We start from the raw sequence: 16856 nt of genomic DNA, 5'->3' as shown, positions 1-16856 counted from the left end.
TACTGTCGAAAAAAGCGTAGCAAGAGTTTGTACCTCTCGCCATTTAATCTCTTTCCTTGTTAATTATTTCGGTTTTTATTTGACAGTTTATAAGACAGTGTATATAACATAATGACTGTCAAATAAAAGTGTTTTGAAATGTCTGACTACAGCATTGAGCAATTAGAAGAGTTAACGGGGTTTGCGCGGCGCACTATCCGCTTTTACATCCAGCAAGGGTTAGTTGAAGCGCCCTTCGGTGCACGCAAAACACCGAGCTACACACAGCAACATGTTGAGCAGTTACTTAAAATCAGGCAGTACAAAGATGCTGGATTAAATCTAAAACGAATTGCACAACTACTTAATTTTTCGAACGAGGAAAGTGACGTACCAGAAAATCGAGAGCAGATAGGTAGCGTGTCACTTGTCTCGCGGATTTGCATTGCTAATGGTGTTTCGCTTGATATAGACAGGAGCCAATGTTCGCTAAATGATGCTCAGATTCGTCAGTTAGCCAGCGACGTCATTTCATGCCTCAATAAACTCCACGGAGCGTCTCATGATTGAACCCAAGTTGCATTTATCTGCCACTATTGATGTCAAATTTAATGGGCCTATGGCGCTGACCAAATATTCACTCAAGGTAGAGAACGCTACCCGCTCAAACATTGAGGCGCTTTATCACTTTGCGTTACCTCGTGAAGGTTCATTGTTGCGGTGTGAAGTGAAGATGGATGGTCATGTTTTTAGCAGCACTGTTATGAAGCGGAGAGACGCGAGCAATTTGCATGAGGAAGCAATAGAGGAAGGTCGTCGTTCAGTACTTTTAGAATCCATGGATGATGGTGTTTATGGTTTAAACGTAGGTAACCTTGATGCAGGCGAGTCGCTAAAGATTGAGATGGATATCGCGAGTTTGCTGACAATATCCGAATGTGGGCAGGCTTATACCTACCGATTACCAACTACGATAGCACCGCGCTATGGGTTAACGGGAAATGACATCGAGCCGGAGTACAACTTTTTCGCGCGCTACCCATTTGCGATGAACGCGACACTGCCAAGTGATGCGACGATTTCTTCAAGTTCGCATTCCGTATTAGAAAGCGATGATGCTTGTGTTTTAAGCGGTGAGCTCGACCGAGATATTTTTATAACCTGGCATCAAAAGCCTGATAATCGATTACTCTGCGCATCTTACGAAGGCTCTAGCTATACACTTGGCTTTCCAATTCAAGTAGCTGAACAAAGCCAAAGTAATCAATCAGAAGAAAAACATCTTCATGTGGTATTAGATAGGTCTGGTTCGATGATGGGGCCTGCAATTCAATTGTGCAGAAGCGCATTGAGTCAGGTAGTAAAAGGTGTTGGTGAAAACACCTACTTTAATCTTACATCATTTGGCTCACATCACAGTACGTTGTTTAAGTCAGCACGAAAGATGACACAAGTTGATCGAGGTCTTTGCTTGGGTGAAATTGGTCTTATTGACGCCAACATGGGCGGTACAGAGCTTGTATCTGCACTTCTGCATTCAGCGTGGCAATTATCAGAAAATACTCAGCCTAAGCATCTTCTTCTCATTACCGATGGCAATATGCATATGAGTGATGAAGAAGTGGCATCAATTGAACTGCTGTGTGTTCAACGTAAAGCTAATCTTCACATCATAGGCATAGGTTACAGCGTCAACGCTCATGCGCTAACAAGGTTGCACAATACCGTTCCCGGTACGCTACATATTGTTAATCCAAATGGTGAGCTGTCTAGCGTTATTGAGAATGTGATAAGGATAATCGAGTCAATACCTAAACCATCATCACTTAGTTGGAAGGGTGCACCAGATTGGTCAGTCATGCCGAGAATATTGTATTCCGAATTGTCACAGCCAGTTATGGCAGCTGGTAAACAAACACTCATCGACAACCAGCAAGAAACGAACTGGCACCCTGAAGAGATAACAGGAGAGTGGGCGAAAGCACTGGTTCACATTGCAGCAGCAAAGCACCTTCATTCATTATCTTCGGCTGAAGCCACTACCCTTGCTGAAAAATTAGGAATGTTAAGCCCGTATACAAGTTTTTTGATGCAGGATGTCGGTAATTCAAGAGTGGAAACCCAAGCTATTCCTACCGTTATTCCACAGATGACGTCACCGACATCGGTTACAGTAAATGCATGCCATTCAGTGTATTCAAATCACCTTTCACCAAGCGACTGTGATGTGGAGTATTTAGATATACCAGCGTTTTTACGAAAAACCAGTGGTGACGAAGTAATTGAAATTCAGAAAAGTAAGCCTGCACTCGAAACATTAATGCAAAACTTATTACAAGATTTGGACCGCCGCTGGTGGCGAGAGTCGAGTTGGTCAGAAGATACTTTGCGAGGCATGATAAACAATAATGCTCTGATTGATACGATCATAGAATTTGCGAACGAGCAGGCAATGCCGGTACGATTTGTTATTTTTGCCATGTTACTTGCTCACATTAATCATGATTATCTCAAATTAAGTTTAACCGATAGAGTTGATAGGCGAGTACACCGGTTGGAAATTAAACTGTCTGAGTCGCTAAAAGCGTCAACCGAGACTTTTTATAGGCAACTACAGAACGACTCGGTTGAGTGCTCATAAAAATTCACTTAGGGTGAGCATATGTTAGGCGTTTTTGGTGGCGACATAATTGGTTCTGTTTAGGAATTCAAGAAACGCACTCCATACGCATTCACTCCGCTTTTTTATCCAAAATCGCATATCACTATCGATTCCATGTGTTTAATTGCCATTATGGATTCATTGAGCCATGATGAAAAGGCATAGCTACCTTAACAAAGCTAAGTAGTCTCGCTGATAGTAGTAAGTAATATTACTTTGTGTAATATTACTTATTTGCCAGTTCTTCACAGTGGATAGAAAGCTCGTGAATACTCTTTATACATGGATAGGTAATACTGATATCAAAAATATGCAGCAAGATGAACATGCTGCTATTTCAACGATAGCGCTACAAAATCCTAAACCATTTGATCGTGTCTTTATTTTTGCCAATGACTGGGAAAATGATTGGATGCCTTATGAAAAATGGTTAGTAAAACAACTTAAAGAAGCAGGCCGCCCATTCGACAATGTAGCAATCTTCAAAGCCAATATAGACGGCCCAACAGACTACCCAACGATTATAAGGGAAACGGAGAAATGGGTTTCTAAGCTATCTGAAGAAAGTGAAGAGCTTTATATCAATATTACTTCAGGTACACCTGCGATGAGTGTAGCATCTGTCCTTGTCGGTAAAGGTAAACACAACACGTATTTCATTCAGTCTAAACGTGACAACACTATAGAACATGTAGATGTTCCAGTTGATTTTGGTCAAGCCTACGTAAAATCTGCTGCAAAAAGCATTGCAGATAAAGCCGTTAAAGCACCCTCATCCCACAAACAGTTCGACAATATCATTGCTCAATCACAAATAATGCAAAGCCTAATCACTAAAGCAAAACGTGTGGCTGAATCTGAACTAGAGTTGCCTGCTTTAGTGTTAGGCGAGACGGGAACGGGTAAAGAAGTTATTGCTAATGCTATTCATGCGGCGAGTCCTAGAGCTGGTAAACCTCTGAAAACAGTAAACTGCGGAGCATTGCCTGAGTCATTAGTAGACTCCATCTTATTTGGACATGTTAAAGGAGCTTTTACTGGTGCGAATGAAAAGCACGAAGGGTTATTTGAACAAGCCAATGGCGGCACGCTATTTCTTGATGAGGTAGGTGAATTAACGCCAAGTGTCCAAGTAAAGCTGTTGCGGGCTTTACAGCAAGGTGAAATCACCAGAGTTGGTGATAAAAAAACGATATCAGTTGATGTCAGGATCATTGCTGCTACTCATAAAGATTTACTGCAACTTGTCGAACAGGGCGAGTTCAGGGAAGACCTATTCTATCGTTTAGCGGTTGGCCTATTGCATATCCCACCTCTTAGAGAACGTCATGAAGATATTGAGCCATTAGTTTTGGAATTAGTAGACGAACTCAATCAGGCCGCAAACAAATACCCAGGTTACAAAAGTAAGAATATTTCTGAAAAGGGAATAAAATTTATTAAGTCACAACCTTGGCACGGCAACATTCGCGAGTTATGGAACACAATTAATAGAGCTTTTTTGTGGTCGGATAAAGAAAAGATTACCGATGTAGATATCAAAAATGCACTAATCGTTCGTTCACCGAAAACTGAAGATTCTCAGGTGGTTTTGTCACTCGGTCAACAAGTAGATATTTACCATCTTATTGAAAAATATAAGAAAAAATACGTAGTGGCAGCAATGAAGGCTACTGGTAATAACAAAACGAAAGCGGCAAAGATGCTCGGTTTAAATAGCCAACAAGTGATTACTAAGTGGATTGAAGCTTTGGATATAGAGATCTAATAATATGTTTGAAATTGTCCCGTATTAAAACTTGGCACTTGACCTGCAATTTAAGGAATATCAAATCATGAAAGGAAGACGTTATGACTTTTATTGTAAGAGAACAAGATCGACTATTAATTGCTCCTGAGCTAACAAATAGCCAGCATGCACTTACAAGAGAATGTCAAAGAGGCATATCTAAAAAGCAGGTAATTCTGGTTTACAAATACGGTCGTGTTATTCACGCAAGACGCGCTAGCTATTATGTTATTGGCAAAAAAGAAATTGAAAGATATGGCTCTATAGAGCCTGAATTGAAAGAGATGAATGGAATTCAGCTTGTTGTATCCTCAAATGGAACAGTATTGACAGCCTTCAGAAACAAAGCGCTTAGAAAGATCCGTCCATTCAAGCACAGCCACAAACACTTACATTAATTTGTAGGTGATCGAAGTGAATCAATCAAAATTAAAAGGATAGAAAATGAGTTTAAAAAAATTCGCAGTAGCAAAAGCCAGAGCTCTCCCTGTCATTATTCTAGCTGATACCAGTGGCAGTATGTCGGTAGATGGAAAGATCGCCGCGCTTAATGAAGCTGTTCAGAACATGGTTTCTACATTCAAACAAGAATCAGCACGACAAGCTGAAATTCAAGTGGGTTTAATTACCTTTGGTGGTGATAAGGCTGAAATGCATCTACCACTTGCTAAAGCATCTGAAATAGAAGTTATGCAGCCACTCGATGCAATTGGTCGCACACCGATGGGACATGCCTTTGAATTAGCAACGGAGTTGCTTGAAGATAAAGAACTAATCACATCCCGCGATTATCGCCCTGTATTAATTTTACTTTCTGACGGTATTCCAACCGACAGTTGGCAAGCAGGTTTAGAAAGTTTAACCACGAGTGAACGCGGTCAAAAAGCCAGCCGTTTTGCAATGGCAATAGGGGCTGAAGCTAATATCGATGTACTTGAAGCATTTAACAATGATTTAGAAGCGCCAGTGTTTAAAGCTAATGAAGCCAGAGATATTCACCGTTTCTTTAGAGCGGTCACCATGAGCGTAACAGCTCGCTCTCAAAGCAGAACTCCTAACGAACTCGCACCAATTAACTTTGATGAGTTAGACAACGATGACGACGACTTAGGCCTAGATTTAGAAGGTCAATGGTAAGTATTCGTCACCTAAGTGTTTCAGTCATTGGGCCTAGTCATTTACTTAATGGTCAGCCCAATCAAGATTCGGTGCTAGTAAAAAGGGTGCCAAGCGGTTGGCTCGCCGTTGTTTGTGATGGCATGGGATCTAAGCCTGATTCTGATGTGGGATCAAGACAAGCATGTCGAGCTGCATTTGACGTGATTAAGACGGTTGATTTCAGTATTGAAAGTAAAGCGCTGATCAAACGGGTTTACCAAAAGTGGTTGAACTCTCTTGGCGATATCAAAGCCAGTGATGCAGTGACAACTTGTTTAATTGCTTGGGTTTCTAATAGAGGAGAACTAAGAACGTTTCAGTTAGGCGACGGTTTAATTTTAACATCGCAACAGACAATTGAGAATTCGGATACAAATGATTTTGGCAACATCACTACAGGTTTAGGTAAATCTAAACAGTATTCAGACTGGCAGGTAACGAAGCAGCAATTGAGTGTAGGTGATGTAATTGCGCTTATGACCGACGGCATTAGTGAAGATCTGCACCAAGGAATGGAGCTGGACTTTGCAAATTCGATTGTTGAAAGCACTAAGGGCAAGAGTATTAGGCAGGCTAAAGCTTGGTTAAAAAACGAATTTAGGAACTGGGGTACACCGAATCACACGGATGATAAAACCATCGCAGTATTGGTTTTGAGCTGACTGTGCAAAACAAAGGTTATAAACAAATGACAAGAGAACAAACAAAAAAGCGCATTGTAACCGACACCTTTGGTCAAGAGTTTGAGTTAGTTAAAAAGATTGGACAAGGTGGTCAAGGAGTTGTTTGTACAACTCAGATTGATAACGTGCTGGTTAAAATGAGCACGCAGCGAGATAAAGAGAAAAAAAGAAAGTGGCTTGAGCATGTTCATTGGTTAATGAGGCAACCTTTAGAGCAATTAAACATTGCTAAACCATTCTCGCGCATTGCTATGAAAGGGAATAACTTTGGTTACGCCATGGAACTGATGGACGGACTAATTCCTCTAGAATCGTTAATGAATGAAACTGAAGAGTTAATTGCGGCGGAAGGTTCACCAGCGCATTACTTATCAACGGGGGGCTTAAAACGTCGAATGACTATTTTGGCAAAGCTTGCCAGAATACTGTCAGATCTTCATGCAAGAGGTTTAGCGTACGGTGACTTATCTCCGGCTAACATTTTTGTTTCAGAAAACCCTGATTACTCTGAAGTGTGGTTGATTGACTGTGACAACATTTGTGTCAATCAACGTGAAAGTTTTGACTCTTTGGTAGATGAAGGCAAGCCAGGTCGCATTTTTAGCCCAGGTTTTGGTGCACCAGAAGTTGTTAATGGCGAAAGCTTTGTTTCCTCGTTAACGGACGCATGGAGCTTTGCAATCGTCGCGATGAAGCTATTAACAACTAATCATCCATTTATTGGTGAAGCTGTTGAAAATGGTACTCCTGAAGACGAAGAGCAAGCGTTTGCGGGTGAGTTACCTTGGATATACCACCCAACTGATCATGCAAATGCGTTAGATCAAGATAGCCCCAAAGGCATTCCATTAGAGCTGGTAGCGCTAAAGCCTCTTTGTAATTTATTTGAGCAATGCTTTAACGCGGGTAAAAACGATCCGCTAGCCAGACCGAGTTTAAGTGAATGGGCGGAAGTCTTTGAACGGCTTGCGCATATGCTAGTGAAGTGCCAAAACAAAGAATGTAATGCTTCTTTTAACTTCTTGGTGAGTGACGGTCATTTAGAGTGCCCTTTCTGTGGTACTTCAATGAACAACAGCCAAGTCTTGTATATTCGTAATAACCTCCAAGACTTATCAATTCTAGAGCTACCTAATACAACGCTAAATGATACATACGTTGATACGGGGTATCATCAAACGCTTAATATTGGAGAAACCATCGTAATCAAAAACTCTTGCCCTGGCTCTATGTACTGGTCTGAATCACAAGAGCTACTGTCGATAAGCTTTTCCAAAGAGGGTTTAGAGATCACGCCAATAGGTGTTAAATCTTTTGAGATGGGGATAGGTAAAAACAAACTTCAAACGTTCAACTCGAAAACACCAATATCGGCTTCCACAAGAGCTAATCAATGGCTAGTCATTAAGCCAATTGTCGAGACCACTGAGCCGCAAATAGCTAACTTGTTTAGGTTGAGGTGGTAGGCTGATGAAAACACAAGATCTAAAGCATTTAACTCAAGAAAAGATTATTGAAGTTGCTATTGAAGAGGATGCTATTTCGACCTTGGATTGTGAACAAGATATCTCTTTTCACATTATCCATGACGAGCTGTTTATTAAACAAAGGGAGCTCTTAGCACAGGTTACTAACGCTGAAGTATTTGATAGTTATGGTGACATTGAGCACTTTATTTGGATTCCGATTTCTAAAAAAGAAAACAAGGTGCTTATTCAAACGATCCCCTGCTTACCGAATAATTTGGATTTTCACGAGCTGCAAGTTTCTGTAGATGAAAACATTATTGAGCAAGTTGCTACACTCGCAAAGCTAAAAAACAAAGACATTGATAGCGTAACAGATTGGCTAAAAAGCGAGTTTGTACTTGATGTTAATAACCAATCGAGAGTGCTAACAGCGATCAGTAAAGCAAGCCTTGCTGAAAATAGAGGGATAACGATTGTCGGTAAATCGAGTTTGCTTGAAGTGCAATATACTCCAGAGCAAAGGATGTGGGCGAAATCGGTTAAGAAATTGCGCCGTAAAGTAAAGTTCGATTTGAGTTCTATAGATTGTGAACTATCGTTTGTTGACTATACGGTTGCAGCTCGAATTCAAGACCCTTTAGTGAAGCAAAAGCTTGAGGAGTTAAATCGAGATAATTCAACATACATAAACTTATGGAACCAATATAACCAAAAAGTTAAAGAAAAAGCGGTAGAACTCGCCAATAACGCTGGCTTTGTTCGTTATATCAAAATCGATAAAGAAGACTCAGTTGATGGTGTGAAGTGGAAGTTTTATTTCCAAGAAAAAGATATTGAGAAAGTTAAACAACTAGCCGCAATTTTAAGAGAAGAGCCTAACCATACATTAGAGATCAACAAGCGCTTGCCTAGCTGGTTAGAGAATAATATTGGTGATATAGGGCTTGAAAAGGATGAGACGGTAGAGAGTATAGCTGCTCAATTCTCGGGGTATACTAACCAGTATATAACGCTCAACTTAAACTCTTACGGAAAGCCTGAAGAAAAAGGTGTTATTTATTTGTCGATTAGTGGCTCAATTGTGCAAATGCAACGACGCGAGCAAGCAAGGGATTCAATTGCAGGATTTTTGAACCCAATGAAAGACCTACGTCTGTTAATTGAAGATCAAAATTTTAGTATTTCTAGGCAAAAACAAGCTAAAAATAAATTAAAGCCGTTAACTGCTGCGGCGAGAAGATCCTTTAAAGGTGAGCCAACAGCAAAGCAGATAGAAGCATTAGATGTTGCTTTAAATACACCTGATATTGCCTTAATTCTCGGCCCTCCAGGTACGGGGAAAACTCAAGTTATTAGTGCGCTGCAAAATAGATTGGCAGAAGAGCATAAAAGCAATTTAACGGGGCAAATACTACTTACTAGCTATCAAAATGATGCAGTGGATAATGTAATCGCTAGATCCGAGGCATTTGGTATTCCGGCTATTAGAGCGGATGACAATACCCGCGCCCCTTATTTATTGGAGCAGTGGAGCCAGAAACAAACAAGCAATTTAACTGAAGTTGCGAATGAGTTAGTCCAAAATGACGGCAGTTATAAAATTATAAAAAACATTCGCAAGGATATTGCGACTATACTAGCTTCTCGTGTAGATAAAAAACAAAAACACGAGCGAATCAAAAGTCTTCTAGAGGATATTGATAATCTTAGGATCAACCACGGTTTTGATATACCTCAGTCCCTAAAAGCAAAACTTGAACAACAGTTTGAAACTCAAGTCGATGAGAGCAACCCAACTTCTAATCCTTTGTTACTGAGACAAGTTAGAGGTTTACGAACCTCTGAACGATCGTATGACGATGATGGCTATGAACAGTCTTTCAAGTGTCTATCCGCTTTACGCAGAACTGGGCGATATGAAGAAGAAGTAAAAGTTCTTGATGAAATTATCGATAAGCTGACTCTCAGTGCTGAAGACTTTGAAAAAATCAGAAAAATCAAAAATAATTTACTAGATGATTTAATCCCTGATTACCGACCTAAGTCCTTACAAGTTGAGCTTTCAAAAGAAGAAATATCAACGCTCCATCAATTGAATGAAGTTATCGCTAAGCATGCAATGAATTGTGCTGCTGGAATACCTGATGTTATCGAGGAGTATTTAGACTTAATCAAGTATCAACCGGATTACCTTGCAAAAAGTGTTAGAGACTACACCACTTCAATTGGTGCATCGTGTCAACGCTCTGTGGGTCAACAGGTTGTAAAGTATAAAGAACAAATTAATGCTTCTTTGGATGAAGTCGTTGGAGATTTTACCTTCGATACGGTCATTGTGGATGAAGCTGCCAGAGCAAACCCGCTTGATTTGTTTATTCCAATGGCACTGGCAGCGAAGCGCATCGTATTGGTTGGAGATCACTTCCAGCTACCGCAAATGTTAGAACCCAATATCGAAAAAGAAATGATTGAAGCAGGTGACTTGCAACAAGAGACTGCTAAAGCAATCAAAATGAGTCTTTTTGAGCGACTATATACGCAATTAAAAGCTCGCCAAGCCAAAGATGGGATTCAACGAACTGTGATGCTCGATACCCAGTTTAGGATGCATCCAGATATCGGCGGATTTGTTAGTCGATGGTTTTATGAATCTGAAGGAGAGCCAAAACTTGAAGCAGGCTTAAGTAAAGATCATTTCGATCTCGGTATTGCGAAGTATAGAGGGAAAGTAGCCGAATGGATTGACGTGCCATTATTGTCAGGCAAAGAGCAGCGTTCTGGAACCAGTTGGCTGCGCGATTGCGAAGCGCAAAAAGTGGTTAGCGAAGTGCAAGAGCTTTTAGCGGAAAATCCTCATCTTAGTGTGGGAGTGATTACCTTCTTTGCGGCCCAGCGAGAGTTAATTCTCAGCAAGCTCGCAAAAGTAGGTATCTGCCAACAGACTAAAGATGGCTGGGAGTATTTGCCTGGCTATAAAACTACTGATGAAGGGAAAGAAAAAATTCGAGTTGGCTCTGTTGATGCATTTCAAGGAAAAGAGTTTGATGTGGTGATCCTATCAACAGTGCGTTCAAATAACATTACGGCATCAGATGAAAATGCATACCGAAAAAAATACGGCTTCATTCGCACACCAAACCGTTTAAATGTGGCGTTTAGTCGAGCTAAGAATTTAATTAAAGTTGTTGGTGATAAAGCGATGTTTTCTGGCGAGTCCGCCGAAAAAGCCATTCCTCAAGTATGGGCATTTATTCACGAACTCTGTGAGGTGAATTCATGATTACACACAGAGATATTCAGGATGTTTGCTATTTAAAAAGTAAGCTGAATCGATACCAGAATGAAAAAGATATCTTTTGGCCGTTTTATTTATGGCGTGTCGCTGCACCTAAAAGTGAGCCAAGCTTGAATATTTTTCAGCTGTTGGTGTTAAAGCTTGTTTTGGCAGGGTGTCGTGACAACGAAAAATTATGCCGATATAGCAATTTAGATAAAGAGCTTATCAGGTACGTATTAGCTCAGTTAACTAATGATGGTTACCTTGACGGTTGGAACCATACCGACAAAGCCAAGCAGTTACTTTTGGGTATAGAAGAGTCTTCAAACGAGAAAACAAGTTATTACATACTTCAAGATGCAACAACGGGAAAGTTGATGCCGAGAGTGCTCTCGTCATTACCGCACATAGGAAGCATGGACTTCACTGAGCGCTTTCCACAATTTGTTCGAAGTAAAGGCTCAGGTAAGTTGATAATGCCTTTATTGATTACCAATACCGTTAAGCCACAAGCGCCATCCTCAGAGCAAATGAACACCAGCTTAAGAGCATATCGCAGAGTATTGAACCAGTTAAAGCAAGCTGACTTTTATATATCTGACGATGCGCTAGAAGTTACGTACTCAATTGAGTTTATTGAACCTGAACCTATCGCAGCGTTTATCCACACAAAGCTATTTTCAACAATTTCTGGTGAGCGCTCATGGTATTTATCTGACCCAACGGGACTAACGGAAACCCTTCCAGAGCTAAATGATGTTGCCGAGCAGTTGTTAGATTCAAATAAACACTTTGCTTCTAGAGTTAATGAGGTAATGGGTATCGCTGAAGATGAACATACGCTCAATTATAAGCAACAAGAACAGCTATTTGAGGAGCAGGCAAAAGTAGAGTTGTTATCAAACTATCCTTGGGTTCAGGAATATTCACTGATAGAAAAGCATGTATTAGCAACACTGAGGTTTAAGAACCAGGTTGAACAATTGAAAACGCCTAGGCCAGAAGTCTTGGAAGGGTTGTTAAGTGAGTTGCAAAAAATAATCGAAGCTTGGTTGAAAACCTTTATGAAGCCTAATGAAGCCAACAATGACTGGGAAATTTTAGTTATGCGGTGGAACGGAAATAGACCTGTTTTTCAGCATGACAAAAGACTTATTGAGCAAATTTACTTAGGAGTTAGCGGCGTTAGTGCCTATGCCGCGAAAAGGTTAGCAACCGTTAGAGGGGGCAATGTTCAGTCAGCAATGACAAGAGGCAATCAATCATTAAAGCCGATGCTAGCCGCGATGTTATTAACGTTTCCAAAGGTTATGGAACAATTATCAATGCAACTGCCTAACTGGTTAGACGATGCAATTCGGCTTGCAGATGATAGAAACCAAAAAGCCAGTCACGCAAGTGGCGAAGTTTTAACTAAAGAAGAGGTTCAAAAACACTTCTATTCAGTAGATGAATTATTAAAAGCTTTAGACAAAGTATTAGGGAGAAAATAATGGCGAAACGTAACAAATCAAGGACGCCCCAGCCGAAGGCTAATAACTTATCAAATTCAGCATCAGATAAAATAGGGAGCGCATTAGCTTCCGTTGATAACTTGGTAGAAGGTCATAGTGAATCTGGTTTTGGCACACTGGCAGAAAAACTTAAGCTAGCAAAAACTTCACATGATGCTGCGAGTGAAGAACAAAAAAGAGAAGCTGCTGAGTCTTACGGTGATGATATTCAAACTCTGGTTGGTGAGCTGAAAAAGCTGGTAGAGCAAAACAGAAAGCTTGAATCGGAGAATAAACAAAGCTTATCAAGAACAAAGCAATTAGAAGAGTCAGTAGACGAGCTTAAAAAGAAAATTGAGTCAGAAAGAAAAGAAATAGATAGGGAATCCAAAGAGCTTTTAGCTAACAAAAAGAAGAATGCTCAAGAAAGAGCTGAAATTGCCAACAAACTCGAAGAGCTTAAAGAGAAAGAACTTGATGCTCAAAGTGGTTTTGCAGCAAAACACATGGAAATGCTGGATTCATTTGAGGAAAAACAAAATAAGCTTCTCGAATCATTGGAACAAAAAAAATCAAATCTTGAAAAAGAAGTACATGAGCTAACTATGGCTAAACAATCGTTGAATGAAGCGGAAAAAGCCTTGCTTGAAGAAAAGCTACAAGAGTTATTTTCTAAAGAAGCAGAATTAGAAGAAAAAGAGTTCCAATTAAATCAAGAAAAAAAACAAATTGAGAGAAAGCGTAAGCAAGCTCAGTTAACTAATGAAGAAGCGAGTAGTTATAAAATTTCACTTAAAAATGAAATTGAGAAAGAGTTTACCTATCAGATATCTTCACTTGAAAACCAGAAAGCTAGCCTTGAAAAACAAATTGCTCAGTATGACCAAGGTGAAAAGCAGTTACTTGCAAAGTTGAGTTCGTTTAAGGACTTAGAGAGACAATTTGGTGACGCTTCGCCGCAAGAGGTTTTAGAGCAACTTAATCACTACAAACAAGCGGTAAACAAACTGCGTTTACAGTTAGATGAGAAGCCTAGTGAACAGCTTGAACAAAATTTCAAAGAGCTAAAGAAGACTTACGAGGCATTAGAGCAAGAATACAATAATGCTCATGCAGAGCTACAGCAAAATAAAGTGCAGCTTACAAAAAGTAGAATGTCCGTTATTGAGTTAGAGCACGTTCAAAAACAGAAGCAAACTTTGGAAAAACACAATCAATTGTTAAAGGCCGCGGTTGACCAGTTGAGCGCTGATGTTGATGATCTCGTTAATAAGCAACAAGCTAAAACCGCATTCCCAGCTCTTTTAGAGCTTGATAGCAAACTGAGAGCTAAAGGGATAACAGAGTCTATTCCGTCATTAAGAAACTTTGCAGTGGAGCTTCAGCATCGTATTGCTTGGGACTCTCATGAACAGAAAGAATTGTTCTATCGCCTTGAAGATATTTGGCTGTTTATTGCTGGCCTTGCGATGAGCCGTTTACATATCCTACAAGGGATCAGCGGCACAGGTAAAACAAGCTTAGCAAAAGCATTTGCAAGAGCTGTTGGTGGTGGTGTGAAAACCATATCTGTTCAAGCTGGTTGGCGTGATAAAGGAGATTTAATTGGTCATTTTAATGCGTTCGAGAAGAAGTTTTACGAGCAAGAAACTTTGCAAGCTTTATATGAAGCGCAATCTCCAGCATACAGTGATCGTCCATACATCGTTTTACTAGATGAAATGAATCTTTCCAGACCAGAACAATATTTTGCAGAGTTTTTATCAGCTTTAGAATTAGATCCCAAAGACCGCATTCTTACGTTGATGACAACAGGACAACCTAATGGGCCTGAAAAGTTAATTGATGGAAGAAAAATTAAAATACCCGAAAACCTTTGGTTTGTTGGCACAGCTAACCACGATGAAACAACGTTTGAGTTTGCTGATAAAACTTATGACCGTGCCCATGTAATGGAGCTTCCAAGGCATAAGATTTCGTTTGAAATCAACAAAAATCTTGAGCAAGTGACTTACAGTTTTGATTCACTTGAGGCAGCATTTGAAGCGGCAGCTAACAAACATAATTCTCAAGTCACTAAACTTATTAAAGCATTAGATAGTTCTGAGCTTTCAATGATTCTAGAGGAAGAATTCAATGTTAGTTGGGGCAATCGACTAGAAAGGCACATGATTAGATTCATACCAGTGATGCTTGAGTGTGGCAGTGATTTGGGTTTCGCCTTGGATCATATGTTAGCAACTAAGGTGTTAAGGGCGGGTAAAGCGACTGGCCGTTATGACACTGAGCATGAAGATATTTCAAACCTTATTGATGCATTAAACGAGTTTTGGCGTACCCAGGGCTTTAATTCCAAACCTGAAGCGAGCTTGAAACTCTTAAATAATGAATTGAAGAAAAAGAATAGTCTTTAATGATTACTTGGTATGACAGATTTAACGGGAAGTTAGTAGAACAGCTTCCTAAAAATATTGTGCCTGGAAGATATGCGGCTCAGGAATCGTGCATTTTTAATGGACATTCAAATATTCAGCCAGATGATTTTCTTATTTGTGATGGAACTGAAAGGTTTCACATTGGATCTCAGGTAGGCTCATTTATACATAATGAAAAGTCAGGAAAACTTGAGGCGGAACTAGAAATTATCGAGAGTGCAATACTCGCATATCAAGAAGCGGTTGATTTGGGGAAAGATAGCTCTTTTCTTATACCAGATAAATTACTTGCTCGCTTTGAGTTAACTAAATTTGAGGAATTACTATTCGATGTTCTAAAAAAAGGTCATCTCCAAGAAATTGCCAGACGGCCTAGAATGGAGTTAATTTATGAAGAGCATCTTGTTCCAGTATCCAGAGCTAAAAAAGTAGCAGGCTCTGCCAATGCTCACCTAGCTTCTCATTCAGAGTGTTGGCAAACCAGGACATTAACTGGTGTGATCCCTAAGCAAATCCTCGCTTTAGAAAGTGAAGACCAGCTCAATATTTATGAAAATCGAGTCTATGTGAAATTACTGGGTAATATTGAGCAATATCTAATTAAGCGCATTTTAGAAGTTAAAAAATTAGAAGAATTATTCAAGCAAGCAGTGAGCTTTCAAAATGCGGAAGGTATTTATTTCGAGTTACGGGAGAGTATCTTTACCTTGTGGGGAGAAGGCTTTTCTGATGATGATCAGGGGGATGATGCCGCAATACAAGGAATAGCAACACTTGAACTGTTAACGAAGATGTTGAAAAAAGTAAGAACATTACAACATTCAGGTTTGTACCTAACGTTAACTCATAATATTCATGTCCCACTTAAGTTAAATATGACCAACGTTTTGTCACATGACCAGCATTATCGTCATGTAGCAAGGTTATGGAACAGTTGGTTGGATACCCAGCAAGCTGATAATCTCGAACCTGAACAAATATTTCAACGAAATAAGAAGGTTGCAGTTGCATATACACAATATTGTTGTGACTTGGTGAAACGAACGTTGTATGAACTTGGTTTTAAAGAGTTACCATCAAACCGCTTTAAAAGAAACGGAAACCAGACTATTGATCTTGAGGTTACATCTGGCTCTGAAATCGTATTAAGAACACCTGAGCGTAGTTTATTTTTTATTCCGTGTTTCACTAATAGTATTGACCTCTCAGACACAGAGTTGATGGAAAACAGTCACAGGATATTGCTTTCTTTAGGTTCAGCCGTAGAAATGAATGAAAAACATCTTTGCGCCGCACCAACCAATTTTTATTCATTAGAACAACTAGCTGTTTTGATTTCGAAGTGGTTAATCAGTCAAACATTGAAAACTATTGGAATTACAGTATCTAAAGCTCCATCACTGCTTTTAAAAACGTTAAACCAAATGAATAAAAATGGCTATTGGAAGCTTGAAAATAATAGCGTCACCATAATAAAGCCATGCCTAGCTATTAAACCTCAGTTATTAGAATTTAAAAAAGAACACAAGCAGGATGTTTCTATCGCTCAGGCTGTTGATGCAGTTACTGAGGCAGCAGAAAGTTTTGAAGAGCTGTTGTTCTGCCCTTGCTGTGGTGTAAAAGCTGATGAAAACCAATGGATTTCTAGAGATGACAATTGCTTTGCAATTCGAAAATCCAGCTGTAATCACCTATGGGAGATTAACCGACAAGCAGATGGCAATAAAGTATTAAAAGTCGTACCAAATAAGGTTGTTGATAGTGACATGCTAAATGACTTTACGCGTACAGGCAGATTTAGCCTTTTAGTAAATGTATAGATAAAATTAATTACTCTTAAATAAGATTCTTTACGAATTCAAGTCTTTGTCATTGCTTGTTTTTTTGTTATCCGTTTGAATATATTGGGTA

11 protein-coding genes are annotated in these 16856 nt (G+C 39.7%); all 11 read left to right on the top strand.

Translation table 11 applies throughout. The features are described from left to right. Positions 1 to 138: 138 nt before the first annotated feature. The 11 genes from AC121Z_RS17000 (at position 139) to AC121Z_RS16950 (ending at position 16765) form a co-directional block, all read left to right on the top strand. Positions 139 to 549: a MerR family transcriptional regulator gene (locus AC121Z_RS17000; RefSeq protein WP_498125518.1), complete on the top strand. Its 411-nt coding sequence runs from the start codon at positions 139 to 141 to the stop codon at positions 547 to 549. After that, complete coding sequence (locus AC121Z_RS16995) at positions 542 to 2620, top strand: vWA domain-containing protein (protein WP_498125517.1); 2079 nt, start codon at positions 542 to 544, stop codon at positions 2618 to 2620. The genes AC121Z_RS17000 and AC121Z_RS16995 overlap by 8 nt, the downstream gene beginning before the upstream one ends. Positions 2621 to 2906: 286 nt before the next feature. Continuing rightward, on the top strand, positions 2907 to 4409 hold the full coding sequence (locus AC121Z_RS16990; RefSeq protein WP_498125516.1) for a sigma-54 interaction domain-containing protein: 1503 nt from the start codon (positions 2907 to 2909) through the stop codon (positions 4407 to 4409). Between the two features lie 83 nt (positions 4410 to 4492). Then, a complete protein-coding gene (locus tag AC121Z_RS16985; protein WP_498125515.1) occupies positions 4493 to 4828 on the top strand; it encodes a hypothetical protein in 336 nt (111 codons plus the stop codon). A 46-nt stretch (positions 4829 to 4874) separates the two neighbouring features. Beyond that, positions 4875 to 5567: a vWA domain-containing protein gene (locus AC121Z_RS16980; protein WP_498125514.1), complete on the top strand. Its 693-nt coding sequence runs from the start codon at positions 4875 to 4877 to the stop codon at positions 5565 to 5567. Then, a complete protein-coding gene (locus tag AC121Z_RS16975; RefSeq protein WP_498125513.1) occupies positions 5561 to 6250 on the top strand; it encodes a PP2C family serine/threonine-protein phosphatase in 690 nt (229 codons plus the stop codon). Before AC121Z_RS16980 ends, AC121Z_RS16975 begins: the two co-directional genes overlap by 7 nt. 26 nt (positions 6251 to 6276) lie before the next feature. Beyond that, positions 6277 to 7737, top strand: a complete 1461-nt coding sequence (locus AC121Z_RS16970) for a protein kinase domain-containing protein (protein ID WP_498125512.1) — start codon at positions 6277 to 6279, stop codon at positions 7735 to 7737. A gap of 4 nt (positions 7738 to 7741) precedes the next feature. Continuing rightward, positions 7742 to 11020, top strand: coding sequence for a DEAD/DEAH box helicase (locus AC121Z_RS16965; RefSeq protein WP_498125511.1), 3279 nt, complete (start codon positions 7742 to 7744; stop codon positions 11018 to 11020). Next, a complete protein-coding gene (locus AC121Z_RS16960; RefSeq protein WP_498125510.1) occupies positions 11017 to 12510 on the top strand; it encodes a hypothetical protein in 1494 nt (497 codons plus the stop codon). The genes AC121Z_RS16965 and AC121Z_RS16960 overlap by 4 nt, the downstream gene beginning before the upstream one ends. Further along, positions 12510 to 14924 (top strand): AAA family ATPase, encoded by a 2415-nt coding sequence (locus AC121Z_RS16955; protein ID WP_498125509.1) that lies wholly within the window; start codon positions 12510 to 12512, stop codon positions 14922 to 14924. Before AC121Z_RS16960 ends, AC121Z_RS16955 begins: the two co-directional genes overlap by 1 nt. After that, complete coding sequence (locus AC121Z_RS16950) at positions 14924 to 16765, top strand: hypothetical protein (RefSeq protein ID WP_498125508.1); 1842 nt, start codon at positions 14924 to 14926, stop codon at positions 16763 to 16765. Before AC121Z_RS16955 ends, AC121Z_RS16950 begins: the two co-directional genes overlap by 1 nt. Positions 16766 to 16856 lie beyond the last annotated feature (91 nt).

Source organism: Alteromonas sp. DYW1 (assembly GCF_059752595.1).
This window is presented reverse-complemented; position numbering and strand designations above follow the sequence as displayed.

Coding starts and splice junctions, on each gene's coding strand:
- AC121Z_RS16970 (WP_498125512.1), top strand. CDS start 6,277: ATGACAAGAGAACAAACAAAAAAGCGCATTGTAACCGACACCTTTGGT.
- AC121Z_RS16980 (WP_498125514.1), top strand. CDS start 4,875: ATGAGTTTAAAAAAATTCGCAGTAGCAAAAGCCAGAGCTCTCCCTGTC.
- AC121Z_RS16955 (WP_498125509.1), top strand. CDS start 12,510: ATGGCGAAACGTAACAAATCAAGGACGCCCCAGCCGAAGGCTAATAAC.
- AC121Z_RS16960 (WP_498125510.1), top strand. CDS start 11,017: ATGATTACACACAGAGATATTCAGGATGTTTGCTATTTAAAAAGTAAG.
- AC121Z_RS16975 (WP_498125513.1), top strand. CDS start 5,561: ATGGTAAGTATTCGTCACCTAAGTGTTTCAGTCATTGGGCCTAGTCAT.
- AC121Z_RS16985 (WP_498125515.1), top strand. CDS start 4,493: ATGACTTTTATTGTAAGAGAACAAGATCGACTATTAATTGCTCCTGAG.
- AC121Z_RS17000 (WP_498125518.1), top strand. CDS start 139: ATGTCTGACTACAGCATTGAGCAATTAGAAGAGTTAACGGGGTTTGCG.
- AC121Z_RS16965 (WP_498125511.1), top strand. CDS start 7,742: ATGAAAACACAAGATCTAAAGCATTTAACTCAAGAAAAGATTATTGAA.
- AC121Z_RS16950 (WP_498125508.1), top strand. CDS start 14,924: ATGATTACTTGGTATGACAGATTTAACGGGAAGTTAGTAGAACAGCTT.
- AC121Z_RS16995 (WP_498125517.1), top strand. CDS start 542: ATGATTGAACCCAAGTTGCATTTATCTGCCACTATTGATGTCAAATTT.